Source organism: Pseudomonas sp. EA_105y_Pfl2_R69 (genome assembly GCF_963970915.1).
GTDB lineage: Bacteria > Pseudomonadota > Gammaproteobacteria > Pseudomonadales > Pseudomonadaceae > Aquipseudomonas.
In genome coordinates, this window is record NZ_CAXAOO010000001.1 from 30,885 (window position 1) to 54,799 (window position 23,915).

Consider the following 23,915-nt stretch of genomic DNA (forward strand, 5'->3'; position numbering starts at 1 on the left):
CAATCATTCCTTGGATTGAAGGTGGGTATAGAGGTCGGTACTGCAGAGACTGTCCTGCTTGCTGCGTTCATGTTGCAGCAATGCATTGCTTTCCTGATTGCGGGTTAAACAGTCACGGAAGTCCAGGGCTCCCAGGGCATGCTGTTCGGCATCCCATCCCTGTCTTTCCAAGTGCAGGCGTAGTGCTACGCATTGGCCTGGATAGGCCAGCCACAGGCTTCTGGGCGCTTTGCAGTAAGCGCTCGATAGGGTCTTTTGCTGCTTGTCATCGAGTAGAACATGACCCTGCTCATCGGTTTCACCCTCTAGCAAAACCTTATCGTCATCGCCCTCTAGAATGCGCCAGGGAGTATGGGCTAGAGGAAAACCCTCATCTCCCGGGACATCCTGCAATTGGATATTGAACAGATACTCGCGCGGCTCTATGGCGTCTGGCGCTGGCACTACTCCTAGTGTTGCGCGATCTAGCAACGCGCCGGCCTTATCCATATCTGCAGGTAAAGGTATTACAGGCATCAGGACTGCTATACCCGAGCCTTTACCCGGTGCGCCGCCGGCGTTGATTTTGGCTTGTGGGCCGACCAGGGTGATGCCGCCGGGGTCGAGTTTGATAAAGCTGCCGCCGGCTTTTAGGGTCAGTTCGACGCCGGCTTCGATGACCATTTTTTGCCCGGCTTTGAGGTGGATCTCGCGGCCGGCTTTGGTCAGTTGGGCGGTACCGAGCTTGATGTGTTGGTTTTGGCCGACTGTGAGGTGGTCGTCGGGTTTGACTTCGACTTTGCGCTCGGCTTTGACGGTCAGGTGTTCTTCGGCTTTGAGCTCGGTGTAGCTGTTGGCCTCGACGGTGTCGTGGCGCTCAAAGCCGACACGGATCTTCTGGTCATGCTCGATGTTTTCGTCCCAGTCGCGCTCGGCGTGCAGGTAGATCTGCTCGGCACCTTTCTTGTCCTCGATGCGCAGTTCGTTATAGCCACCACCACCGGGGCTGCTGAGGGTCTTGAACAGGCTGCGGGTTTTGTTCGCGGGCAGGTCGTAGGGCACGAGGTGTTCGGCGTGGTACAGGCAGCCGGTGACCAGCGGCTGGTCGGGGTCGCCTTCGAGGAAGGTGACCAGCACTTCCATGCCGATGCGCGGAATGGCGATGCCGCCGTAGCCATCACCGGCCCAGCTGTTGGCGACGCGCAGCCAGCAGCTGGTCTTGTCGTCCGCCTGGCCCTCACGGTCCCAGAAGAACTGCACCTTGATTCGGCCGTATTCGTCGCAATGGATCTCTTCGCCGGCGGGGCCGGTGACCACCGCGCTCTGGCTGCCGAGCACGCGCGGTTTGGGGTGCGCCAGGGGCGGGCGGAAGGGGACGTCCCAGGGGGTGGCGGTGAAGCGGTTGCGGTAGCCCTGGTGGAAATCCGCGTTGTCTGGGCCACCCTCACCCCCAGCCCCTCTCCCGGGGGGAGAGGGGAGCGAGGCGTCGGTGATGGACTCTTCCAGCACTTGCGGTTGTTTTCCGTGGTGGGTGACTTCGTGCAGCAGCCAGAGGTCGTTGTAGTCCTGGCGTGGGTGGTCGGAGAGTTCGAGGAAGTGGCCGCTGAGCAGCTTCGGCTGATCGCCACGGCCTTCAGCCAGGCGGTAGTCGGCGCGGTGGCGTTCGAGGTGGCGTTGGCTCAGGTGTTTGCCGCGCGTGCGGTCGGTGTAGCGGCCGGGGTAGTCGTAGTCTTCCAGGTCCGGCAGCGGTTTGGCCTCGGGGTCACGATCCTCCTTGAAGGCTGCTTCCATCAGCAGGCGCGGTTGTTCGAAATCGTAATCGCGGCGGGTGGTGCGGCTGGTGCGGGTTTCCAGGCGCACGGCGAAGCGCTTGATCACCGGCTCGTCGGCGGTCATGCCGTTGTCCTGCAGGTAGGCGGTGGGCTGGCCGAGTTTGCCGAAGGCGCTCTGGTCGTCGCCGAAGACCAGCACATGGCCCTGCTCGCTGTGCTGGAAGTGGTAGTGGATACCTTCTTCCTCGCACAGACGCTGGAGAAAGTGCAGGTCCGTCTCGTCGTACTGCACGCAGTAGTCGCGCTGGGGATAGACCGTCGGGCCGAGCTGGAACTGGTAGGCGTTGGCCTGGATGCCGTGCTCTTCGAGCACCTGCGCAACTATCTGCGGCACCGTGAGGTGCTGGAAGATGCGCTGGTTGCTGCGGTGGGTCAGGTAGCTGAGCTGTGGCACCAGGGAGATTTTGTAGCGGGTCAGGCGTTTGCCGGACTCGCCTTGGCCGACCTGGTAGATCAAGCCATGCACGCCCAGCCCGTCTGGGGTGAAGGCGAGAAAGGCCGGTTGGTGCAGCAGGCTTTGCAGGTCGAGGTCCGGCCGCTCGCTGATCAACTCCAGCTCGAAGCGATAGGGTTGGCTGATCGCCTCGCGACCGCTGAATTCGAGCACTTGCAGGTCGTGTTCGAGGCCTTCGATGGTCAGGCTGAAGTGGGTTTCATTGGCCGGGTTGAACATGCTGATTTCCTTGTAAAAAGATCATCCATTGATGCCGCGTATGGCTACTGGCCAAGACCCAGCCAGCGTTGCCAGCGCCCGGGTGGCGGGCGGCGAAACGCCGTCAGCAGCTCTGCGCAGCCCGTGCTGCGCTGCGCCTCGTCGAAAGCCAGAGCGCCACGCAAGGCCGGCCAGCAGTGCGCCGGCAATTGTTCCGGGCGTTGCAGCTGCTTATCCAGTTCCATGGCCTTGGCCTGTTTGGCGCTGAGGCGGCGGAACGGATGGCGGCCGCTGGCCAGTTCATACAGCACGCAGGCCAGGGCATAGATATCGGCGGCGGCGCTCAGTGGCGCGCCGTCGAGCAGTTCCAGCGCGGCGTAGCGCGGCGTCCAGGCGCTGAAGCGATTGCGGCACAGCCGTGGCAGGCCGGGCAGCAGGCCTTCCACCGGCTGGCCGAGACCATAATCGAACAGGCGCAGGCCGTCTTCGGCGAGCATCACATTGCTCGGCTTGAGGTCGCCGTGCAGCACGCCGAGGCTGTGCGAATAGCTCAGGGCCTCGAGCAGCGGCAGGGCGATACCCTGCAGCTCGGCCCAGGGCATACCTGTGGGCCGCTCCACGAGCAGTTGGTCGAGGGTCAGGCCCTTGAGCAGTTCGAGGATAAGGAAGGCGCGCTGGCTCGGCACGTCCACCTCGAAGCTGAACAGCCGCACCACATTGGGGTGGTTGAGCCGCGCGGTAAGGGCGAACTCGCTGTACATCAGCGAGTTGGCGTCGGGGTATTCGGCGAAGTCGTCGCTGAGGGTTTTCAGCGCCACATAGGGCTCGGGGTCACCGAACTGTTCGCGCAGCAGGTCGCGGGCGCGATACACCGCACCCATGCCGCCGACGCCGATCAGGCGTTCGATCCTGTAGCGCCCGCCGAGTACTTCCGGCAGTTCGCTGAGCACCGGCCGCGGCGTTTGCGCCGTGGCCTTTGGCGAAGGTCTGGCGGCGGTGGCGGCGAGGGCGAAATAGGTCAGATCGCTGGCTTCGCTGCCGACTGGCACGCTGTCGTCGCGCAGACGTTCACTCATCCTCGGCTCCTCATCGGCGAATCACCACCGCGCTCAGGTTGTCCCGCGCCGGACCGTCGAGGGCCTGCTGGAACAGGCGGTTGAGGGTCAGTTGCGGCGACGGCAGATTGAGTGCGGCCCCCAATGCGTCGGCGGACAGGCCCTGATAGAGGCCGTCGCTGCACAGCAGAAAGGCATCGCCGGGGAGGATATCCAGCTCGAGGATCTCCAGCTTCAGCTCCTCGCTGGCACCGATGGCCCGGGTCAGGGCGTGGGCCGCCGGATGGCGGGCGGCTGCGGCCGGGCTCAGTTGCTCCTCGTCGATCAACTGTTGCAGCAGTGAGTGATCGCGGCTCAGTTGGTACAGGCGGCTGCCGCGCCACAGGTAGCAGCGGCTGTCGCCAGCCCACACACAGGCGGCGCGGTCGCCCTCGATCAGCAGCGCCACCACAGTGCTGCCGATCACCGGGTCCGGTTGCGCGGCGGTGACCGTCAGCTCCTGGCCGAGGCGGCGGTTGAGCCCGTGCAGGCGCTTGCGCAGTTCGGCCAGGCGCTGCTGCAGGTCGCCCTCGCTGGGCTCGGCGAGGTGCTCGACGATCAGGCGGCTGGCCAGGGCCCCGTTCTGGTGCCCACCCATGCCATCGGCGACCACCCACAGGCCCTGCTCCGGCAGGGCCAGAAAGGCATCCTCGTTGCGCGCGCGCACCTTGCCGGTGTCGGTGCGCGCTGCGCTGCGCCAGGCGTTGGCCACTTCCGTCATCAGAGCTTGGCTGGCAGCTTGAAGCCGCGCAGCAGGTCGATGTCGAAGGGGTTCGGCGAGCGCTGGCTGTGCAGCAGGTAGTTGGCGTGCAGGCCGCCGAGGTCGGCCTTGAGCATCAGCACGTCGCGGCCGCTGTGGTAGTCGACGCTCATCAGGTCGAGCAGGCGGAACAGCGACCAGGGGCCGGTGTTCTTCTCGATGCCGACCTTGCGCCCGCCGAGCTCTTCGACCACCAGGCTGGTACGCCCTTCGTTGCCTTCGGCCGGCCAGCTGAAGGCGGTCTGCACGATGGGGCCGTGGCGGTATTCCATCTGCTCACTGCCGAAGCGGAAGTTGGCGCGGCCGAGGCTGGAGTCCAGCGAGTAGGGCTCGAGCTTGAACAGCACTTTCGGCTCGTTGGGATTCTCGGCGAAGAAGCTGCGGCGGATGGTTTGCACATGGCTCATCTGCAGCAGGAACTCGCGCGACAGCGGCAGGCCACGGCCATCCACGCGGCGCAGCTGGTACTGGCCGGCGCTGCCGCTGACGAAGGGCTTGAGGTAGCCGTCGAAGAAGCGTTCGGCGATACCCTGGGCCTTGAAGAACTCGCGGAAGTCGGCAATCGCCACGTCGCTTTCGCTGTGCGCGCTGAACGGATAACGCTGCTTCAGCGAACCGCTATAGGCGGCGTACAGCTCGCTCTTGTAGCGCTGGTTGAGGTAGTGATAGGCGTCGCCCAGCACCAGCATCCAGCTGTCTTCGGCGAGCAGGCCGAGCCAGTTGCCGACCGGCTGCGGCAGACGCGCGGCGCTGCTGCGCACCTGGTTGATGGCATCGCGACGGCCGCTCATACGCGCCTTGGCCAGCTCGAACGCCGCCTGTTCCGGGGCGCTGGCGTGGGCCAGGCTGGCCAGTTGGCGTTGCAGATCGTCCAGTGCCTGCAGGGTGATCGACAGTTCCGGGCCGGCCCCGCCGTTGTCATCGAGCAAGCGGTGCAGCGGCTCGAAGCGCCGCTCCAGGGTCTTGCGTGCGGTGTCCGGCAGGTTCTTCAGCAGCGCCGCTTGCGCCTGTTCGGCGGCGGCACCGGCGAGCTTGGCGACTTTGCCCAGCTTGCCCTTGGCCCCTTTTAGCGCCTCGGCGGCCTCGCCCGCATCGTCGGCGGCCTCGGCCATGCCCTTGAAGCGGGTGTTGTCGCGCACTTCCACCAGCAGTTGCAGCAGCGGCGAGTTGGCGGCGGTCAGGCCGGCCAGTTGCAGGGCACCCTGGCCGGCGTTGCCGATCGGTTCCAGGCTCAACTGGGCCAGGGCTTCGCCCCAGTAGTTGGCGTAGTCGCGGAAATACAGCTGCTCCATTTCCACCAGCAGGCGGCTGAGGTCGTTGCTGCTCAGGGTGTCGCCTTCGCCGAGTACCCAGTTGTCGCGCAGCAGCTCGCGCACCAGGTCGGCACCCTTGGCGGTGAAGGTTTTCTGGTAGCCGAGCTGGGTGTAGAAACCCGGAATGCTGTAGTCGCTGCCGGCGAACAACGCGCCTTGCGGGCCGAGTTTCTGGCTCAGGCGATAGTCCGGCAGGCTGCGCGCCTGTTCGCGGAGCATGCGGTAGACCACGTTGGCCAGGGATTCGCTGCGCAGCACCTGACGCGCCTGGGCCACCAGGGGGGCGTTGAGCGAGTAGGGCGCGAACGACTCGGCCAGCAGGCGCTCGAAGTGCTGATTAAGACCGCGCTGGCCGACGCTGTTGCCGGCGTAGCGCAGCGACCAGTCGGCCGCCAGCCATTCCTCCAGAAAGGCATTGTCGCGGCGTTCTTCGAGATTGAGCATGAGGTAGGCGCGCAGGCTGTTGAGCAGGCGCTCGCGGTCACCCAGGTTGGCCCTTACCTGGGCTTCCAGTTGGCGACCGACGCGCGGCAGCAGCAGGTTTTCCAGCTCGGCGCGGTAGGCGCGTTGCAGGGTCGGGTCGACTTTCTCGCCCTGATACAGACCGCCGCGTTGCAGGTAGGACACCTCGTCCGCCGCAGGGAACACCTGGGTCGCGGCATAGCTGCTGTCCAGGGCCTTGAGGGTCTGCAGGGCATCGTCCTGCGCGCCCAGGCTGTCATGCTGTTGGGTCAGTTGCTGGGCGATCTCGCGCAGCTGCTCCAGGCGACCGTGGTTGCCGGAGAAACCGCTGGCCCAGACCACACCGAATACCCCAAGTACAACCAGCGCGGTGGCGTACATGGCGCGTTGGCCCCAGTCGATACGGCGCACTTCCTTCTGGTCGAGGCCGGCCAGGTCCGCTTCCGGGAAGATCACCCGGCTCAGCAGGTGGTTGATAAAGCGTGCGCGGCCGCTGCGGAAGGTCGGCAGGGCACTGCTGGCCAGGCCGAGGTTGCGGCCGATGCCGCTGGTGCTCGGGTCGAGCTGGCTGTTCAGCTCCGGTGCGCTGGTCAGGTAGAAACCGCGCAACTGGCTGGCGCGCTGGTAGCGGTTGCCGCTAAAGGCCAGCTCGCTGAACAGGCACAGACGCTCGCCGATCAGGCCGAGTTGGTGCGGGAAGTCGAGGATACGCCCGCGGCGCTGGGTGTCGCGCTCCTGGTGCATGCGCAGGATCACCTGGCTGTTGAGGCGACGCAGCAGCTCTTCGAACTCCTGGCGGATCACCTGCACGTCGGTGGCGTTCTGCTCCTTGCGGAAGCTGGCACCGAGCACCTGATCGCTTTCCTCGCGCGACAGCTGGTCGAAGAATTCGTCGAAGCCCAGCACCTTGTCGGCCTTGCTCAGCACCAGGTACACCGGTACGTCGGCCCCCAGACGCTGATGGATTTCATGCAGACGCTGGCGGGTCTGGCGCGCGAGGTTTTCCAGCTCGATCTCGCTACCGCCCTGCAGCATCTCGACCGGGATATTCACCAGCACGCCGTTCAGCGGGCGGGCGCGACGCTTGCGCAGCAGGCCGAGGAGGAAGTCCCAGGCGCGGCTGTCGATGGCCGGGTCGGGTTGATTCAGATAGCGTCCGGCGGTGTCGATCAGTACCGCGTGATCGGCGAAATACCAGTCGGCGTAACGGGTGCCGGAGACGTCCTTGGTCAGGCGCTGTTGCTCGCCGCGATTGAGCGGGAAGTCCAGGCCGGAGAAGTCCAGCAGGCTGGTCTTGCCGCTGCCCTGAGGACCGAGCAGCAGGTACCAGGGCAGCTCGTTGCGCCACTTTTCGCTACGGCCGCGGTACAGGCTGGAGCGCTTGAGGGTGTGCAGCGCTTGCTTGAAGCGCTGGCGCAATTCGATCTGTTCTTCGTTGATCATGCCTTCGCGGCGCAGGCGCTCCTGGGCGTCGGCGTCGTCTTCCTCGGCCTTCTTGCGCGCGCTGGCCTTCCAGCTGGCGAAGACCATGGCCAGGCCCCAGAGCAGAAACAAGCCGCTGATGGTTAGCAGGCGGCTGGTGGCCGATTCCCAGAACTTGTAATCGTTGACCGCGAGCAACGGGCCGGCGAACCACACCAGCAGTGCCAGAACCAATACCAGGCACAGGCTCCAGACCCAGGTCTTGCGCAGAAGGGCGGCTAACTTGCCGAAAAAACTCTTCATTTCGTGTCATCCATGAGTACACCCGCGGACGGGTCAAGTTGCTCGTACGGCTGCAAAATGGTTTCGCGCTGCTCGCCCAGGACCCAGGCGAAGCCGCCATACATCACGGCCAGGCAGACCAGGGTGAACAGCGCCACCAGCCACCAGGGCACGATGCGCACCAGGCGGCGGCGGGTGTCTTTCAGGCCCTGCCAGTGCGGCGAGACTTCCCGCGGCACGTCACCGCGCATCTGGCGGATCTGCCGATACAGGCTGTCGCGCACCGCTTCCAGTTCGAGCATGCCGCGCGGCAATACCCGGTATTTGCCCTCGAACCCAAGCGACAGGCACAGGTACATCAGTTCGAGCATCGGCAGGTGCTTGACCGGGTTGCGCGACAGGCGCTCAAGCAGCTGGAAGAACTTCTCGCCGCCGAAGGTCTCGTTGTGGAAGGAGGACAGCAGGCTCATCTGCGACCACTCGCTCTCGTTGCCCCAGGGCGTGGTCACCACGGCCTCGTCGACCACGGTGCAGAGCACGTAACGCGCGGCCATCACCTGGCTGCTTTCGGCACCTTCGTGCAGGGCGCGGTGTTCGAACAGCTTGATCGCGCTGGCTAGGCGCTGGTTGAGCGCATGCATGTCTTCGCTGTCGAAGCTGTGCTTGAGGCGCACCACTTCCGAGAGCAGGGTGGCGGCGGCCGCGACCAGCGGGTTGAGGCTGATATTGAAGGTTTCCGCCGGGCGCAGACGGGCGGCGTAGATCATCCGCTCTTCGAGCTGCTCGAATTTCGGCGGCGCGGCGAAGTCGGTCAGCGGGCTGTGCGCCGGGGCATCGCCCTTGCGGTTGAGGATGACGGTCTTGTCGTCCTGGCCGTATTCCATTTCCTTGGTAGTCATCGTCAGTTCCTGATCGCCCAGAATTTCATCTCAAGCCCGGAGAATTCGCCGGACACGTGGAAAGCGAAGCCGCCGGAGCGTTCCAGCTGCGCCAGTTCCTCGGAGCCCAGTTCCAGGGCGAAGTAGGTCTTGCCCGAATGGAAGGGGATCTGCCGCGGGGCCACGGGCATGGGTTTGACCCGGATCCCCGGCAGGTGCAGGTTGACCAGCTGACGAATTTGCTCCACCGGGCCGACCTTGAGGTGCGCCGGCAGGCGTTGGCGCAGCTCTTCCGAGTCGCACTGGGCGCTGGCGGCGAGGACGAAGGTGGAGGTGGCGAGCAGCTTGTGGTCGTGCAGCGGCGACACCTGAATGCCGTACTGACGCTGCTGCAACAGCATCTCGATGGCGTGCTGTTCCAGCACCATCGACAGCACCTGGCGGATCGCGTCCATCAGCTTGCGGAAGCTGCTGCCTTGATCGCTGTGCAGGTAGCGGCCTTCCAGGCGCGGGCGCTTGATCTCGCTGGAGAAGGTCGCCAGCTCGCCGAGCAGGCCGAGCAATTCACGGTAGATCTGCTCCGGGTGCACCTGCTCGATGCCCAGGTAATGCCGCAGCACCGGCTCGAAGCGGTTGATCAGCTGCAGCATCATAAAGTCGCCGACCTCGGCACCGCCGACCTTGCCGGTGGCACGGATGCGTTCGGCGAGGATGTCGCCACGGTGGGCGAGCATGCTGATCACTTCCTTGAGGCAGCTGAGCAGGTAGCCGGAAGCCTGGAAGTTGACGTAGGTGGGAATAAATTCCGGGTCGAGGCTGATCACCCCGTCCGGGGTGGTGTCGAGCACGTCGCACAGCTGCAATTTGACGTAGGCCTGGTCGCTCTGTTGCTCGCCGAGCAGCAGGCGGAAGTCCGGACGGCCGCAGCTGACCTGGCTGGAGGCGCTGTCGCCGGCGTTGGAGTCGGCGACTTCCTCGTCGAACGCGGTGAAGCGCGCCAGCACGTCCTGCTGTTCAGGCCGGCGGCTCTCGATATGGTTGCCGGTGACCAGCGGCAGGGCCAGGTACACCGGGGTGTTGCCGGTGTTCGGCGGCACGTCCAGGGCCAGCGGCTCACGCTCGGCACCGATGTCGAACAGGGTGCCGTCGGGCAGGATGCCGCTGGCCTTGCTCACCACCAACTTGCCCATATTGAGGAACTGGCGGTCGATCTCCAGCTCGAAAAAGCCCCAGGCGTAGCTGCCGAGCTTCTGCGAGCGAGTCTTCAGCTGGTAGTCGTAGTAACGGTCGTTCTGCTGGAAGTGCTGCGGGCGCAGCAGCATGCCTTCCTGCCAGACCACTTTATGCATGGCCATGGCTTATTCCTCTTCCTTGCTGGCGTCATCCTGGGCCTTGATGCCCAGGGCATCGAGGGTCAGCACGCTGCTGTTGCGTTCCTGCTCCTGCAGCGGAATGACCACGCGCCAGTTGCTTTCCGGCAGGTCGCGGTAGGCCGCCAGCACGCCGACATAGCGGCTGCCCGGCTGTACCGAGAGCTTCATTTCGCGCTGCTCACCCGGGCGCAGCTCCAGCTCTTCGAGCATCACCATATCCGGCGACAGGGCTTCCTTCGGGCGCTGATAGAGCGAGAAGAAATCGGCGGTTTCGAAGGCCACCGGGTGCTTCAGCTCGATCAGGCGCAGGACGATCGGCGAAGGGCGGCCATTGAGGTCCGGGTTGAGCTGCTCGCTGCCGTTGAGGGTCAGGTCGAGCTTGGTCATATCCGAATAGGGCGAGAGCGCTGCGCAACCGGTCAGGCTGAGCAGGGCGGCCAACAGGGCCAGGCAGGTGAAGCGGTGCATGGAGATCATCCTTGAACGTCGTTGTTGAGGGTGGCGATCAGGCGAACCTGTTCTTCGTAGGTGTTAGCGAAGTCGCGGGCGAACAGGCGGTCGCTCCAGTCGTCGTTCTGCTCCAATGCGCTGTGCAGGCGACGGTAGGCACGCCAGCGGCTGCCGGCGGTGGCGATCAGCGGCTTGCGCCCTTCCCGCTCGAAACGCAGGCTCAGCTGCTCCGGCGACAGTTGCTCGAACATGCCCTTGACCGCCGCGCGGCTGGCCGCGAGCAGCGCCACCTGGTGCGCCTGCAGGTCGCGGAAGCTGCGGCTGATGGTCTGCTCGGCGGACAGCGCGCCGGCCTTGCCGCCACGTAGCAGGGCGGTCAGCGCTTCGCTGCTATCGGCGCTGTGCTTGAGCGGGTTGTTGCCGGCGCTCTGAACCGTGGTCAGGGCCAGGCGCAGTTCGTTCTTCAGCTCGCTGCGGGTACGCAGGGCTTGCTGCAGGCTGCCGACGCTCTGCTTGAGCAGCTTGGCGCTGTGCAGTGCCAGGGCTTCGCGGGCATCGTCATCGAGGTCGTCGAGCTTGACCCCGAGGGCCTCGCCGAATTTCTCCCAGAAGGTGGGCGGCAGACGCACCGGCTCGGGCGCACGCCTGGGTTGCGGCGCAGGCGTGGGTTCGACCAACTCGGGCACCAGCAGGTTCTCTTCATCGATCTGCGCGTAATCGCGCTGCTGCGCCTGCACCTGGGGCGGGCGAATGATCGCGGTGAGGTCGTCGACCTGGGCGTAGACGCGCTCCTGCTGGTCGAGGGCGGTCAGCGGGTCGAGGTCGAGGAAGGCATCGTCCGGGATAATGCTGCCGGCCGGCTGCGCGCGACCGATATCGCCGGCAAACAGCGCCGGGTCCTGAATCAGCCGCGCACGAATCTCGAACTCACCGAAGCAATACACGCTGCCGTGCTCGATGCGCTGCGCCTGACCCTTGCGCAGGCTGGCACCGCTGTCTTTAAGCTGAATGCCGTTGCTGCTGGTGTCGGTGAGAAAGAACGAGCCATCGCGATAGCTCACCTCGGCATGCCGGCTGGACAACACGCGCTTGCGATCCGGAATCACCCAGTCGCACTCCTCCGCCCGGCCAATAACGCCGCCGGCTTGTTTGAAGGTTTTGGTGGTCAATAGACCTGGCACGAACTGCTGTGCACTGACCACATCGAAGACCAGTTCCATGGTGTTTTACTCCTTGCGGTCAGTTGCCGCGGGTTTGAGCTTGCGGGTCGCCCAGAGGGCGGTATTCGTCGTCGCTGAACTTGTAGTTGCCAGTGCAGGCAGAGAGGCTCAGAGCTGCGAGAAGAACGAGGGCGTAATAGCGTTTAGGCACGCGGATTTCCTCCTTGAAAGCGTGAATGGCAACGGTAACCACCGTTGTAATGGCGAAGTGCTGCTTGTGGGCGGGCATTGGAACGCAAGGCCCGGTTTTGTCAGGTTGAGCTGGTTCATAAAACGCTGTGATGCACTGCAGGAACTGCGAGCTGTTACCGCAGTGCGTGTGCGCGCACTCACTGAGTGCGGCACCGTGTGTATTCGAGTCGTTGTTCATTGGCCCACCGCTCGCTCTAGGTCAACCAGTCGATTGCTCGGCCCGTCAGGGCGTAGGCGTTCTTTTACCCGCGCTGGCCATTGGCTGCGGGCACGGCGTTTGGCGATGGCGTAGGTGAAGTTTTGTAGGGCATTGAAAGGCGCAAAAAGCACGCCACCTAGTAGCAGCATAAAGTCGGAAGCACTAAGAAAGTTACGCCCCTTGCTGGCCCTATAGTTTTTTGCGACTTGCCGCCACTGCAAACGTGTCCATTGACCTTTACGTTGGCGTGCAGTCAGTAAGCTTTGAATAAACGCATCCGATTCTGTGTGGTTGCCCTGTGCGTCAAACCAGGGGCCTTTGTCCATATAGGTGCGCAGGTACTCCCAGAAACCCAGTTGCATCTCCAGGCTTTTGCCAATGGGGCTACCGATGTTGATCAGCACCTGTTCCTGGGGATGACCATAGCGGTGCAGCAGTGCTTCCAACGCCGCGTGGCGCATGCCTGCGGTATAGGGGCCAACGGTGGCAAAGCTATAGGCGGCCGCGGCGATCCCATCCCAGGGGCTGTGGTACAGCTCGCCATCCTGCTCGAAGTAGAGTTCGCGGGTGCGGCGATTGAGCAAAATGGGCAGAGGCATGGGGCGTAGAACTTCCCAGATGAAGGGGGCCGATATGCTAATTGCGGCAACCACGAGGGCTTGTAACGCGCTTTGGTCGTTACCGTAGCAATAGGCAATAAAGGCCATCACAAGTAGGAAGCAACCAAGCCCGCCACCCAGTGCGCCGGTCAACATCCCGCGATCCGCGCTATCGCCATGTTCGATGGCCAGATAGTGCTCGGTCTGTTCCTCGACCTCGGGGATGCACAACAGTGCCGCGCCAGTGGTTTGCTCGGCGTAGAGCAAACGGCTCTCTGGGCTGCCGTGCAGGCGCTGTGCGAAGGGATGAGTTGCGATCATGGTTTAACGCCGTCTTGCTCCGCCGCTCGTTCCAGGTCAACCAGTCGGTTGCTCGGCCCGTCCGGGCGTAGGCGTTCTTTTACCAGCGCTGGCCATTGGCTGCGGGCACGACGCTTGGCGATGGCGTAGGTGAAGTTTTGTAGGGTATTGATAGGCGCCAAAAGAATGCTGCACAGCAGCATCATGAGGCGGGAGAAGCTCAGGTAATTACGACCATTGTTAGCTCTGTACTCCTTTACTAACCGGCCCCAATGTAAGCGAGACCATTGCCCTTTGCTCTTGCGTACCTCTAGCAGGCCCTGAATAAACGCATCCGATTCTGTGTGGTTACCCTGTGCGTCAAACCATGGGCCTTTATCCATATAGGTGCGCAGGTATTCCCAGAAACCCAGTTGCATCTCCAGGCTTTTGCTAATGGGGCTGCCGAGGTTGATCAGTACCTGTTCCTGTGGATGTCCATAGCGGTGCAGCAGTGCTTCCAAAGAGGCGTGGCGCATGCCGGCGGTATAGGGGCCGACAGTGGCAAAGCTATAGGCGGCTGCGGCAATCCCATCCCAGGTGCTGTGGTACAGCTCGCCGTCCTGCTCGAAGTACAGCTCGCGGGTACGGCGATTAAGCAGAATAGGCAGTGGCATGGGTCTTAGAACTTCCCAGAGGAAGGGAAGAATGAAAGCCAGAGCTGTAATTGCAAGATAGGTAAGTGCAGGCTCCAGCCGATTATCCAAAAAAAAGGCCAAGGAAAACCCGCCGAATATTAATAAACACCCCCCTCCCAATGCACCGGTCAACATCCCTCGATCCGCGCTATCACCATGTTCGATGGCCAGATAGTGCTCGGTTTGTTCCTCGACCTCGGGGATGCACAGCAGTGCCGCGCCTGTGCTCTGCTCGGCATAGAGCAAACGGCTTTCTGGGCTGCCGTGCAGGCGCTGGGCGAAAGGGTGCGGCGTGGTTGTGTCGGTCATGGTTTAACTCAGGTCGATATCGATGGGCGGCAGGTAGAGGCCGTCAATGGGCTGATAGGTCAGGCTGCCCGCGACCCGGACCAGGGTGCTGAGGCCATCGTCATGGTAAACGCGACGCAGGCGTACGCTGCCATCCGGCTCCGGGGCGATACGGGTGCCGGTATCCGGGTCGAAGGGGATGGGGTCTTCTTCGCCCCAGACCAAGGGTAGGCAGCGCGTGTTTGAGCTAAATAGGCTGCTGTGTTGTTGCCATTCTTCATGGCCGTCAAAGCTCAGCATGCCTTGGCGGTATACCTGTTGCCCCGGTAGGCGCAGGAACAATCGCCGCTCTTCGACTATTGCCGCCGTGCGCGGGTTCTGTTCGTTCCAGCTTTCCAGGCTCATGCGCACCGGCAGTACGATTTGGTAGAAGGCGCGCATGCTGCCGGCATAGCTGTTTGCCCAGTCGGCGGGGCGGATGCCGAAGCGGGTTTGCTTGAGCCACTGTTCCAGTGGGGTGTCCTGGGTATAGAACAAGGACACCATGCCCAGAAAAATGGTGGCGGTTAAACCCAGCAGGCTCAGGCGTAGTGGCAGGGTGAGTACTCGCAAGCCTGTCGCCAGGGCTTGACCTTCGCCGGCCAGCACCGCGACCCGGGCGATACGCATGGCGCGCATGGCCTGCACCGATACCCGCGCATAAGCCATATTGGCCCCGGCCAGACCGGTGTATACCCCGGCGCTATCGAGGTCGCCGGCGCGGTATGAGTCCAGCGCCTGCCAGCCGTAATAGAACACATCGATACCGGCTGTAATGGACTGAAGGAACATGGCCGCAGAACCTGCCCCCAAGGCGTTGGCTAATAGCTTTTGAGCCTCCGGATTAACCTTCCCCGCCTGTGCTACATGACTTGTCCAGTCGGCATCGGCTAGTTGCTGCAAGACGGCGGCTGACGCAGTCAGTAGGGCAAACCCGGCACTACCGGCCGACAACGAGTTTTTTACTGAAGAGTCGGCCCAGGTCTGACTGCCAACAACTCCCATATTCCATACCGCCACCATCGCAATCAGCGTTTTCAAGGGCGCGTCATCGAATATGTCCGCGATATTGCGCGGCAAGTCCGGGATGGCGTCTGCCTTGATAGGCGGCAGCACCGGGGCGGGCTTGCTCACTTTATTCGGTGTTGGCGGGATTTCACTGCCATAGCCCGGTTGCGGATGGACGGGCGCTGTTTGTGGTTTGGGAACTAGGCGCAGGTGGGGAATCTGTTCCTGGGTGGCCGTGCTAATGGGCGTCTTTGCTGGCGGCTGGCTTGTACTGGTGCGAGCGCTACGTTGCTCCGCGCGTTCAAGCCGCTCAATCCGTTTGCGCAGGCTACGGCGCTGGCCTTTGTTGTGGCTCTGGCCCATCTGCTCGCTCAGCCACAGCAGGCTTTGCTTGGGCGTCATTGCCATTACATCCATCTGTTGTTGGCTGCGCGCCAGCATGGCCAGCATCAAGGTGTAGGTGTGCTGGTGGATTTGTGTGCTCAGGCTTGGCAAGCGGCCGCCTAGAATGGGCGCGAGCGCAGCAGGCAAGGGTTCGCTACTGGCGGCCAAGGCTAACGGCTGAAGACGCTGTGCCCCGCTGTTCAGTTCGTGGGTCAGCGCTACAACGCGGGTAAAGTTTGCCGCAGCCTTGGCTACATCATCGGTCACCGTCGCCAGGTTTTCGGGCACTTGCAGCAGTTGCTTGAGTTGGCCTGGGTCGATGCGTTGGCGCACGCCTAGCAATGCCCAGAGCAACCAGGGTTTACCGGCGGTACTGGCAGGGTCCAGCGCTAACTCGATGGCCTTGACCCCGCTTGAGGTGGCGGCAGGGCCAAGGCAGGCGGCAGCGAAACTGGCCTCCAGGGCGTCGCGGGCAGCGGCCTGAGTAATGTCGAAATGGCCGCAGGCAGTTTCCAAGCTGGCGGAATTGCTACCGCCTAGGGTGGCAAACCACTGCGCCCACATTTCGGCGATGCGCTGGCGATCAGCATCCAAGGTTTCCTGCTCTCGCTCTTGTTCTTGCAGCGTGGCTTTGAGCCGGGCCACATCGAGTATTGAGCCGATTCGGGCACGTATTTCGCTGTCACTATCGCTGATGTTTTTTATCGTTGCGGCAATGGCCCACTCCTCGCTGCGGTATTTGCTGAGGGCGTCGAAGGCTTGATTGCGCGCCCGCAGCAGACCTGCGAGGTCGAACAGCACACCCCAAGGGTCATCGACTAGGGCATAGTGCTGCTGCTCACAGCGCTGCATGCGTTTGAGTGGCGGCTCTTGCAGCAGCCAATAGCGTGACTCGGGCGCACTGCTCCACAACAGGTTTTCGGGCTTAACATCGGCGATCTGCGGGTGCAGTGCTTGCAGCTGGCCACTGTCGTTACCGGCACCTGGGATCAGTTCGCGAAACACTCGTTGGCGTACATTGGGCTGTTGCTCGGCAGCGCCAAATTGCTCGTTTTCCCAGCATATTGGCGACCAGGCCAAACCTACCGGTGCGCCAGCCTCCAGCATCAGGTAGGCCAGCGCTTCGTGACGTAACGCGGCGCCACCACGACCTGTAGGTGTGAGCAGCGAGTCCTTGACCTGATATTCGCTGAGTGTTTTCAGCGATGGCTCCCACAGATACAGCCAACCATCGCGCAGCATGCGTGGGACGTAGCCTAGGGGCTGATCCTGCAACTGCGGATGATTGGCACCAAGGTCGGGAAACGCCCCAGTGATGGCAGGTAGACCTAAGGTCGCGGCGTCCAGGCTGGATGGGTTGCGAGGGTCGATAGGGCCAATGGCGTAACGCACCGGCAGTACGGCGGTTAACAGCGGGCAGGCTGCCGGTTTCAGGTTGGTAGGCGCGTTAACGGGTTGGTTCATATGTCAATCTCCGGCGTGCTGTCCTTGTCGTGCGTCAATGCTTCCAGCAGTGGCCAATCCAGCGTTATCTGCGCGTTGATGCTCTGGGTGACGGTGGTGCAGTCAAACTCAGGGCTGGGGTTGCTCCAGGTCTGCAGAGGGCCGTTCGGGGTTGGCAGCCAAACCTCTGTGACGCCGTGCCAAAAGCCTTGGGGCCATTGGCTTTGCGCTTGCCAGGCCATGTGTAGCGGCCGTGCATCCGCCAGGCGCAGCCAAAACTCGCGGCCGTCGGGTGAGAGGATGCGTAGGCGTCGCTGCAAGCTGTTGAACAACTGATCAAATGGCAGGTTGGTTGCCAGCCACACAGCATGTTCCAGGCCGGCGTCGCCCTGTGCCCAGGCATTGTGCAGGTCGCTGCCATGCTCCGCTTCTACCAGGATCGGCCCTATATCGGCCAAGAGCTCATAGGGTGTGCCATTGAGCAGTGGGCGTAACCAATGATTGGTGAAGGTCTGCCTCAGCCACATTTCAGCTTGCTTATGTGAAGCTCCATCAAATAGCAGCGCGCCGGTAGTTGTCATTGCACATCCTCAGCTTTTTTGCCGGCTTCACAGATCTCGCAAATGCCGGTATCTGCCTGCAAGAAAACGCGGCGCTGTTTAGCCAAGGCTTCGAGCGGAATATTTGCAGCGATTACGCCCAACAAACTACCAGCCTTATCCGCATCCGCCGCCCACGGAATTACCGGGGGCAGAATGCCGATGCCCGTGCCTTTACCCGGCCCACCACCGGAGTTCATCTTGATGGTCGCGCCGCTGAGGGTGACGCCGCCGGGATCGAGTTTGAGGAAGCTGCCGCCGCCGCTGGCGGTGAGCTCCATGCCGGCGTCGATCACCACTTTGCTGCCGGCGTAGTAGTGGATCTCGTTGCCGGCTTCGACGAATTGGCCGCTGCCGATTTTCACGTGCTGGGTGGTACCGACCGTGAGGTGGTCGTTGCTGCGGGTTTCCACCTTGCGGTCGGCGTGGGTGGTGCGGTGTTCTTCGGCCTGGAACTCGCTGTAGCTGTTGGCCTCGACTGTGTCGTGGCGCTCGTTGCCGACGCGGATTTTCTGCTCGTGCTCGATGTTTTCGTCCCAGTCGCGCTCGGCGTGCAGGTAGATCTGCTCCTCGCCCTTCTTGTCCTCGATGCGCAGCTCGTTGTAACCGCCACCGCCGGGGCTGCTCAGGGTCTTGAACACCGAGCGGGTCTTGTTCGCCGGTAGCTCGTAGGGCACCAGGTGTTCGGCGTGGTACAGGCAGCCGGTCACCAGCGGCTGATCGGGGTCGCCTTCGAGGAAGGTCACCAGCACTTCCATGCCCACGCGCGGGATGGCGATGCCGCCGTAGCGGTCGCCGGCCCAGCTGGAGGCGACGCGCAACCAGCAGCTGGTTTTGTCGTCGGCCTGGCCTTCGCGGTCCCAGTGGAACTGCACCTTGACCCGACCGTATTGATCGCAGTGGATTTCTTCGCCTTGCGGGCCGGTGACCACGGCGGTCTGGCTGCCGAGCACCTTGGGTTTCGGGTGATTAAGCGGCGGGCGATGCAGCACATCCCAGGGTGTGGCGCTGAAGCGGTTACGGTAGCCCTGCTGGAAACCATCGCTGCTCTGGGTGTGGCTGGTGACCGACTCTTCCAGCACTTGCGGCTGCTTGCCTTCATGGCGGATTTCGGTCAGCAGCCACAGCTGGTTCCAGTCGCCACGCGGGTGTTCGCTGAGGTTGAGGTAGTGGCCGCTGACCAGCAGCGGTTGGTCGCTTTCACCGCTGGCCAGCTCGTAGTCGCTGCGGTGGCGTTCCAGGCTGCGCTTGCTCAGGTGTTTGCCGCGCTCGCGCTCGACGAAACGGCCGGGGTAGTCGTAGTCCTCGAGGTCCGGGGTGAACTCGCTGTTGAACGCCGCTTCCATCAGCAGGCGCGGTTTTTCGAAGTCGTAATCGCGGCGGGTAACGCGGTTGCTGCGGGTTTCCAGGCGCAGGGCGAAGCGTTTGACCACCGGATCAGTGGCGACCAGGCCGCTGTCCTGCTGATAGGCGGTGGCCGGCAGTTTCGAGAACACCGTCTGGTCGTCGCCGAAGACCAGCACATGGCCTTGCTCGCTGTGCTGGAAGTGGTAGTGAATACCTTCTTCCTCGCACAGGCGCTGGATAAAGTGCAGGTCGGATTCGTCGTACTGCACGCAGTATTCGCGCTCGGGGTAAACCGTCGGGCCGAACTGGAAGGCGTAGGCGTTGTTCTGGATACCGTGTTCTTCCAGGACCTGGCTGATGATCTTCTCCACCGTCAGGTGCTGGAAGATCCGCTGATTCACCCGGTGCGCCAGGTACGCCAGCTGCGGGCGCAGGGTGACGTGGTAGCGGTTTAGGCGTTTGCCGGACTCGCCCTGGGCAACGCGGTAGATCAGGCCATGGATGCCGTTACCGCCGGGGGCGAAGGCGAGGAAGGCCGGCTGGTGCAGCAGGCTTTCCAGATCGATATCCGGGCGCTCGCTGACCAGTTCCAGCTCGAAGGCGAACGGCTGGCTGATCGCTTCGCGACCGCTGAATTCCAGCACCTGCAGATCGTGGGCGAGGCCTTCGATGCTCAGGCTGAAATGGGTCTGGTTGGCTGCGTTGAACATGCTCTTCTCCTTAAGCCTTACACGTCAGCCGGGCTGATATTCAGCCGCTGCATGCGGTACAGCAGGGTGCGCCGGGGCAGGCCCAGCTCGCAGGCGGCGCTGGTCTGGTTGCCGCGGTTCTTGCGCAGGCAGTCGAGCAGCAGGCTGCGCTCGACCCGCTCCATGCGTTCGCGCAGGTTCATGCCGTTGTCGTCGGGGTTGCTGTCCTGGCGCAGGTTGAAATGCTCGGGCAGCAGTTCGCCGCCTTCGCACAGCAGCACTGCGCGCTCTACCAGACCTTTGAGCTCGCGCACATTGCCGGGGAAGGCATAGCCGGCGAGGTGATCGAGGGTACGGTCGGCCCAGCGACAAGGGTCGCGCTGCAGGAAGGCGCTGGCCTTGTCGGCGAAATGCCGGGCCAGGGTGAGGATGTCCTGCTCACGCTCGCGCAAGGGCGGCAGTTCGATGGGGAACTGGGCCAGGCGATAGAACAGGTCTTCGCGAAAGCGCCCCTCTTCCACCAGGCTGCGCAGGTTGTGGTGGGTGGCGGCGACGATACGCACATCGACCTTGTGGGTCGCGGTCGAGCCCAGTGGGCGCACTTCGCCTTCCTGCAGTACGCGCAGCAGTTTGGCTTGCAGGCTCAGCGGCATATCGCCGATTTCGTCGAGAAACAGGGTGCCGCCATTAGCCGCATCGAACAGGCCCTGGTGGTCGCGTTCGGCACCGGTGAAGGCCCCTTTGCGGTAACCGAACAGTTCGCTTTCCAGCAGGTTTTCCGGCAGCGAGGCGCAGTTCTGCACGACGAAGGCTTTGCTCCGGCGCAGGCCGCAATCGTGGATGGCACGGGCCACCAGCTCCTTGCCGGTACCGGTTTCGCCAGCCAGCAGCACGCTGACCGGGTTATGCAGCACCTTGCCGATCATCTGATACAGCTCGCGCATCGGCGCGCTGTCGCCGGTCAGGCCATAGCCGCTGGCGCAAGGCACGCTGGAGTAGACCGTAGGCTGCTCGCTGCGCGGCGTGCGCAGACGCTGCAGCAGGTGCAGTTGGGCGATCACGAAGCTGCCGAGGTGGCCGAGGGAGCCGGCGAAGCCGAGCAGGTCGCGGGGGGGCTGGCTGGCGATCAACAGCAGGCCGTTGACCTGCTTCTGTTCGTCGAGCAGCGGCAGGCACAGCAGGCTGCGCCAGGGCTCTCCTGCCTCGGGCAGGAAGCCGATCTGGTGCAGGTTGCCGTCCAGCTCGTCGAGGCTCAGCACCTGGTTCTGGCACAGGCAATATTGCAGTAGCTGCTCGCCATCGTAGTCGCTGGGCAGGCTGGCACCGGCGCGGGGTTGCAGCAGGCCGTCCTGCCATTCGGCGGACAGGGTCAGGCGGGTGTGGGTGTCGTCGAGCAGGTACAACTGGCTCAACGCACAGCCAGAAAGCTGCGCGGCGGCTTCGACCAGGCCGCCGAGCAGGGCTTCACCACTGGCGGTGCGGGCCAGGCCGGCGAAGCGCTGCAGCAGCGCCTCGGCGTAGTGCAGCGGCTGCGGCACCTGATGGAACATCGGCGGTACCTTAAGCGAACTCACAGACCACCGTTCCTTCGCCGTCCAGGGTGGCGTGTACGCGTTGCAGGCCTTCGCCGCTGGCCATGGCATCGAGCAGGCGGTCGACCACCAGCGGCTGCAGGTGCTGGTCGATCAAATGGTCGATCAGGCGCGCGCCGCTGTCGCTGTGGCTGCAGCGTTCGGCGAGGTTTGCCAGCAGCGCCGGGCAATGGCTGAACTGCAACTGGCGACGGGCCAGGCGCTCGGCGAAACGCGCAAGCTTGAGGCCGACCAGCTCGTTGAGCACTGCGCCATCGATGGGGTAGTAGGGCACCACGCGCATACGGCCGAGCAGCGCCGGCTTGAAGTGCTGCGACAGGGTCGGACGAATCGCCTGCTCCAGGTCTTGCGCATCCGGGCGCTGGCCGCCCTGGCAGAGACTGGCGATGCGCTCGCTGGCGAGGTTGCTGGTCATCAGGATCAGGGTGTTGCGGAAGTTGATCTCGCGCCCTTCGCCGTCGTTGGCCACGCCCTTGTCGAAGATCTGATAGAAGACGTTCATCACGTCCGGGTCGGCTTTTTCCACTTCGTCGAGAAGGATTACCGAGTAGGGCTTCTGCCGCACCGCCTCGGTGAGCATGCCGCCCTCGCCATAACCGACATAGCCGGGTGGCGCGCCGATCAGGCGCGAGACGCTGTGCTTTTCCTGGAATTCGGACATGTTGATGGTGGTGAGGAAGCGCTCGCCGCCGTACAGCAGGTCGGCCAGGGCCAGGGCGGTTTCGGTCTTGCCGACGCCGCTGGGGCCGACCAGCAGGAACACCCCGACCGGCGCATCGGCGCGGTTCAGGCCGGCTGCGGTGGCGCGCATCGAGCGGTCCAGGGCTTCGATGGCCTGCTCCTGGCCGCGCAGGCGCTGGCGCAGGTCGCTGGCGAAGCTCAGCACCTTGCTGTTGTGTTCGCGGGCCAGCTGGCTCAGCGGTACGCCGGTCCAATGGCTGATCACTTCGGCGACCAGGCGCGGGCAGACTTCGAAGCTGACCAGGCGCTCGTTGGCCTGGGCTGCAGTCAGTTCGATCTGTACCTCGCGCAGTTCGGCTTCCAACTGTTGCAGGTCGGTCGCGTGCTCGGTGTTCTCTTCGGCGCTTGCCGATCGCGCGCTGGCGCACTGCTTGCGCAGCTCGAGCAGGCGCGTGGCCAGGTCGCGTTGAACGGCCCAGCGGGTTTCGATCTGCTCCAGCTCGGCGCGCGCTTCGCTCAGGCGCTGTTCGAGTTGCTCGAGGGCATCGGTGTCGATATTCAGGCCGGCATCCAGATCGCGGCCCATGGCCTCGCCCTGGCGTTCGCCCTCGGCGATTTCGCCGCGCAGGCGTTCCAGTGCTTCCGGTGCGGCGGCCAGGCTGATGCGCACCCGGGCGCAGGCGGTATCCAGCACGTCGACGGCTTTGTCGGGCAGTTGACGGCCGGCCAGGTAGCGCGCGGACAGTTCGGCGGCGGCGACCACGGCGTCATCGCGCAGGTAGATGCCATGACTCTTCTCGTACACCGGGGCCAGGCCGCGGAGGATGGTCACAGCCTCGTCGACCGTCGGCTCGAGCAACTGCACCGGCTGGAAGCGGCGGGCCAGGGCCGGGTCCTTCTCGAAGTACTTCTTGTATTCGCTCCAGGTGGTGGCGGCGATGGTGCGCAGCTCGCCACGGGCCAGGGCCGGCTTGAGCAAGTTGGCCGCGTCGCCGCCGCCGGCCTGGCCGCCGGCACCGATCAGGGTGTGGGCTTCGTCGATAAACAGGATGATCGGCTTGGGCGAGCCCTTCACTTCATCGATCACGCCCTGCAAGCGGCGTTCGAATTCGCCTTTGACGCTGGCGCCGGCCTGCAGCAGGCCGAGGTCCAGGCACAGCAGTTCGACGCCCTTGAGTGCGTCCGGCACTTCGCCGGCGGCGATGCGCAGGGCCAGGCCTTCGACGATGGCGGTTTTGCCGACGCCGGCCTCGCCGACCACGATCGGGTTGCTCTTACGGCGGCGGGCGAGGATGTCGATCATCTGGCGGATCGCCGCGTCGCGGCACAGCACCGGATCGAGCTTGCCGTCGCGGGCCTGCTGGGTGAAGTTGTGGGTGAAGCGCTTGAGGTTCGACTCGCCGCCCGCCGCGGTTTTGCCGGCGGCTTCCTGCGGTTGCTGGGCCATGGCGAAATCGCGCAGGCGCTCGGGGTTGAGCTTGGCCAGCAGCGCCTGGTAGTGGCTGCCGGCATAGCGCATCGGGTTGCGCAGCAGGGCGAGGATCAGCGCGGCCTGGTCGACCTGGTTCTGGCCGAGTTCCAGGTTGGCCACCAGCAGGGCGTCCTGCAGCCATTGCACCAGTTCGGTGGAGAACACCGGGTTGCGCGACTCATTGTGCTCGCCGCGCGGTTGCAGCGCGCGGGCCAGCTCGCCGGCATCGACTTCGGCATCCTGCAGGGCACGGATCAGCAAACCGTCCGGGCGCTCGAGCAGGCCGAGCAGCAGGTCTTCGACCAGAATCTTGCTGCCGCCACGCACCACGCAGCGCTCGGCGGCGAGTTCCAGATCGTTCTTGGTGGCGGCGTCGAGGGCCTGTACCAGCTGTTGCAGATCGACGTTGATCATTCTCTCTCTTTCCTTAGTGAGGGCGAGCTTCACGGTTAATGGCGAGCCGCGTTGGTACTGAGGTTGCGCCAGGCAAGGCGCGGGACGCCGGCGATGGCATTCCCTCGGCAAGTCCCGCAACGCGGCATGGCGCAACCACAGCACCAACCCGTAGGGGCGCGCCCAGAACGCCGCAATCCAGCGTTATTCGTCGTTCATTTGGATTCACCAAACTTCACTCCTCATGCCTTGGCTTGCGGCGTTCTGGGCGGCGCCGCGGCCGTCATTAACCGTGGA

At 63.7% G+C, this 23,915-nt stretch carries 16 protein-coding genes; all 16 read right to left on the bottom strand.

Features of this window, described 5'->3' with window-relative positions; all coding sequences use genetic code 11:
* Nucleotides 1-3: 3 nt before the first annotated feature.
* Nucleotides 4-2,484: a type VI secretion system Vgr family protein gene (tssI, locus tag AACY13_RS00130; protein ID WP_339458203.1), complete on the bottom strand. Its 2,481-nt coding sequence runs from the start codon at nt 2,482-2,484 to the stop codon at nt 4-6.
* Between the two features lie 44 nt (nt 2,485-2,528).
* A complete protein-coding gene (locus AACY13_RS00135) occupies nt 2,529-3,539 on the bottom strand; it encodes a serine/threonine-protein kinase (protein ID WP_339458205.1) in 1,011 nt (336 codons plus the stop codon).
* Nucleotides 3,540-3,549: 10 nt separating this feature from the next.
* The gene (locus AACY13_RS00140; protein WP_339458207.1) at nt 3,550-4,278 is read right to left on the bottom strand and encodes a PP2C family protein-serine/threonine phosphatase; all 729 of its coding nucleotides are present in this window, start codon (nt 4,276-4,278) and stop codon (nt 3,550-3,552) included.
* A complete protein-coding gene (gene tssM / locus AACY13_RS00145; RefSeq protein WP_339458208.1) occupies nt 4,278-7,817 on the bottom strand; it encodes a type VI secretion system membrane subunit TssM in 3,540 nt (1,179 codons plus the stop codon). Before tssM ends, AACY13_RS00140 begins: the two co-directional genes overlap by 1 nt.
* The gene (gene icmH, locus AACY13_RS00150; protein WP_339458209.1) at nt 7,814-8,695 is read right to left on the bottom strand and encodes a type IVB secretion system protein IcmH/DotU; all 882 of its coding nucleotides are present in this window, start codon (nt 8,693-8,695) and stop codon (nt 7,814-7,816) included. Before icmH ends, tssM begins: the two co-directional genes overlap by 4 nt.
* A 2-nt stretch (nt 8,696-8,697) precedes the next feature.
* Complete coding sequence (gene tssK / locus AACY13_RS00155; RefSeq protein ID WP_339458210.1) at nt 8,698-10,029, bottom strand: type VI secretion system baseplate subunit TssK; 1,332 nt, start codon at nt 10,027-10,029, stop codon at nt 8,698-8,700.
* 3 nt (nt 10,030-10,032) lie between these two features.
* Nucleotides 10,033-10,515, bottom strand: a complete 483-nt coding sequence (tssJ, locus tag AACY13_RS00160; protein WP_339458212.1) for a type VI secretion system lipoprotein TssJ — start codon at nt 10,513-10,515, stop codon at nt 10,033-10,035.
* 5 nt (nt 10,516-10,520) lie between these two features.
* Entirely contained in the window at nt 10,521-11,717 is a 1,197-nt protein-coding gene (gene tagH, locus AACY13_RS00165) for a type VI secretion system-associated FHA domain protein TagH (protein WP_339458213.1), read from the bottom strand.
* Between the two features lie 19 nt (nt 11,718-11,736).
* Nucleotides 11,737-11,868, bottom strand: coding sequence for a type VI secretion protein (locus AACY13_RS00170; protein WP_339409150.1), 132 nt, complete (start codon nt 11,866-11,868; stop codon nt 11,737-11,739).
* Nucleotides 11,869-12,083: 215 nt separating this feature from the next.
* Complete coding sequence (locus AACY13_RS00175) at nt 12,084-13,028, bottom strand: hypothetical protein (RefSeq protein WP_339458214.1); 945 nt, start codon at nt 13,026-13,028, stop codon at nt 12,084-12,086.
* A complete protein-coding gene (locus AACY13_RS00180) occupies nt 13,025-13,993 on the bottom strand; it encodes a hypothetical protein (RefSeq protein ID WP_339458216.1) in 969 nt (322 codons plus the stop codon). Before AACY13_RS00180 ends, AACY13_RS00175 begins: the two co-directional genes overlap by 4 nt.
* 3 nt (nt 13,994-13,996) lie before the next feature.
* A complete protein-coding gene (locus AACY13_RS00185) occupies nt 13,997-16,867 on the bottom strand; it encodes a toxin VasX (protein WP_339458217.1) in 2,871 nt (956 codons plus the stop codon).
* Nucleotides 16,864-17,427 carry a DUF4123 domain-containing protein gene (locus AACY13_RS00190; RefSeq protein ID WP_339458219.1) on the bottom strand — a complete coding sequence of 188 codons (564 nt, stop codon included), beginning with the start codon at nt 17,425-17,427 and terminating at the stop codon, nt 16,864-16,866. Before AACY13_RS00190 ends, AACY13_RS00185 begins: the two co-directional genes overlap by 4 nt.
* Nucleotides 17,424-19,502 carry a type VI secretion system Vgr family protein gene (locus AACY13_RS00195; RefSeq protein WP_339458221.1) on the bottom strand — a complete coding sequence of 693 codons (2,079 nt, stop codon included), beginning with the start codon at nt 19,500-19,502 and terminating at the stop codon, nt 17,424-17,426. Before AACY13_RS00195 ends, AACY13_RS00190 begins: the two co-directional genes overlap by 4 nt.
* Before the next feature lie 17 nt (nt 19,503-19,519).
* A complete protein-coding gene (locus AACY13_RS00200) occupies nt 19,520-21,031 on the bottom strand; it encodes a sigma-54-dependent Fis family transcriptional regulator (protein WP_339459962.1) in 1,512 nt (503 codons plus the stop codon).
* A gap of 10 nt (nt 21,032-21,041) precedes the next feature.
* Nucleotides 21,042-23,639, bottom strand: a complete 2,598-nt coding sequence (tssH, locus tag AACY13_RS00205; protein WP_339458223.1) for a type VI secretion system ATPase TssH — start codon at nt 23,637-23,639, stop codon at nt 21,042-21,044.
* Nucleotides 23,640-23,915: the final 276 nt, after the last annotated feature.

Bases quoted from the DNA above. Each gene is read 5' to 3' on its own strand.
- tssI (WP_339458203.1), bottom strand. From the start codon at position 2,484: ATGTTCAACCCGGCCAATGAAACCCACTTCAGCCTGACCATCGAAGGC.
- AACY13_RS00135 (WP_339458205.1), bottom strand. From the start codon at position 3,539: ATGAGTGAACGTCTGCGCGACGACAGCGTGCCAGTCGGCAGCGAAGCC.
- AACY13_RS00140 (WP_339458207.1), bottom strand. From the start codon at position 4,278: ATGACGGAAGTGGCCAACGCCTGGCGCAGCGCAGCGCGCACCGACACC.
- tssM (WP_339458208.1), bottom strand. From the start codon at position 7,817: ATGAAGAGTTTTTTCGGCAAGTTAGCCGCCCTTCTGCGCAAGACCTGG.
- icmH (WP_339458209.1), bottom strand. From the start codon at position 8,695: ATGACTACCAAGGAAATGGAATACGGCCAGGACGACAAGACCGTCATC.
- tssK (WP_339458210.1), bottom strand. From the start codon at position 10,029: ATGGCCATGCATAAAGTGGTCTGGCAGGAAGGCATGCTGCTGCGCCCG.
- tssJ (WP_339458212.1), bottom strand. From the start codon at position 10,515: ATGCACCGCTTCACCTGCCTGGCCCTGTTGGCCGCCCTGCTCAGCCTG.
- tagH (WP_339458213.1), bottom strand. From the start codon at position 11,717: ATGGAACTGGTCTTCGATGTGGTCAGTGCACAGCAGTTCGTGCCAGGT.
- AACY13_RS00175 (WP_339458214.1), bottom strand. From the start codon at position 13,028: ATGATCGCAACTCATCCCTTCGCACAGCGCCTGCACGGCAGCCCAGAG.
- AACY13_RS00180 (WP_339458216.1), bottom strand. From the start codon at position 13,993: ATGACCGACACAACCACGCCGCACCCTTTCGCCCAGCGCCTGCACGGC.
- AACY13_RS00185 (WP_339458217.1), bottom strand. From the start codon at position 16,867: ATGAACCAACCCGTTAACGCGCCTACCAACCTGAAACCGGCAGCCTGC.
- AACY13_RS00190 (WP_339458219.1), bottom strand. From the start codon at position 17,427: ATGACAACTACCGGCGCGCTGCTATTTGATGGAGCTTCACATAAGCAA.
- AACY13_RS00195 (WP_339458221.1), bottom strand. From the start codon at position 19,502: ATGTTCAACGCAGCCAACCAGACCCATTTCAGCCTGAGCATCGAAGGC.
- AACY13_RS00200 (WP_339459962.1), bottom strand. From the start codon at position 21,031: ATGTTCCATCAGGTGCCGCAGCCGCTGCACTACGCCGAGGCGCTGCTG.
- tssH (WP_339458223.1), bottom strand. From the start codon at position 23,639: ATGATCAACGTCGATCTGCAACAGCTGGTACAGGCCCTCGACGCCGCC.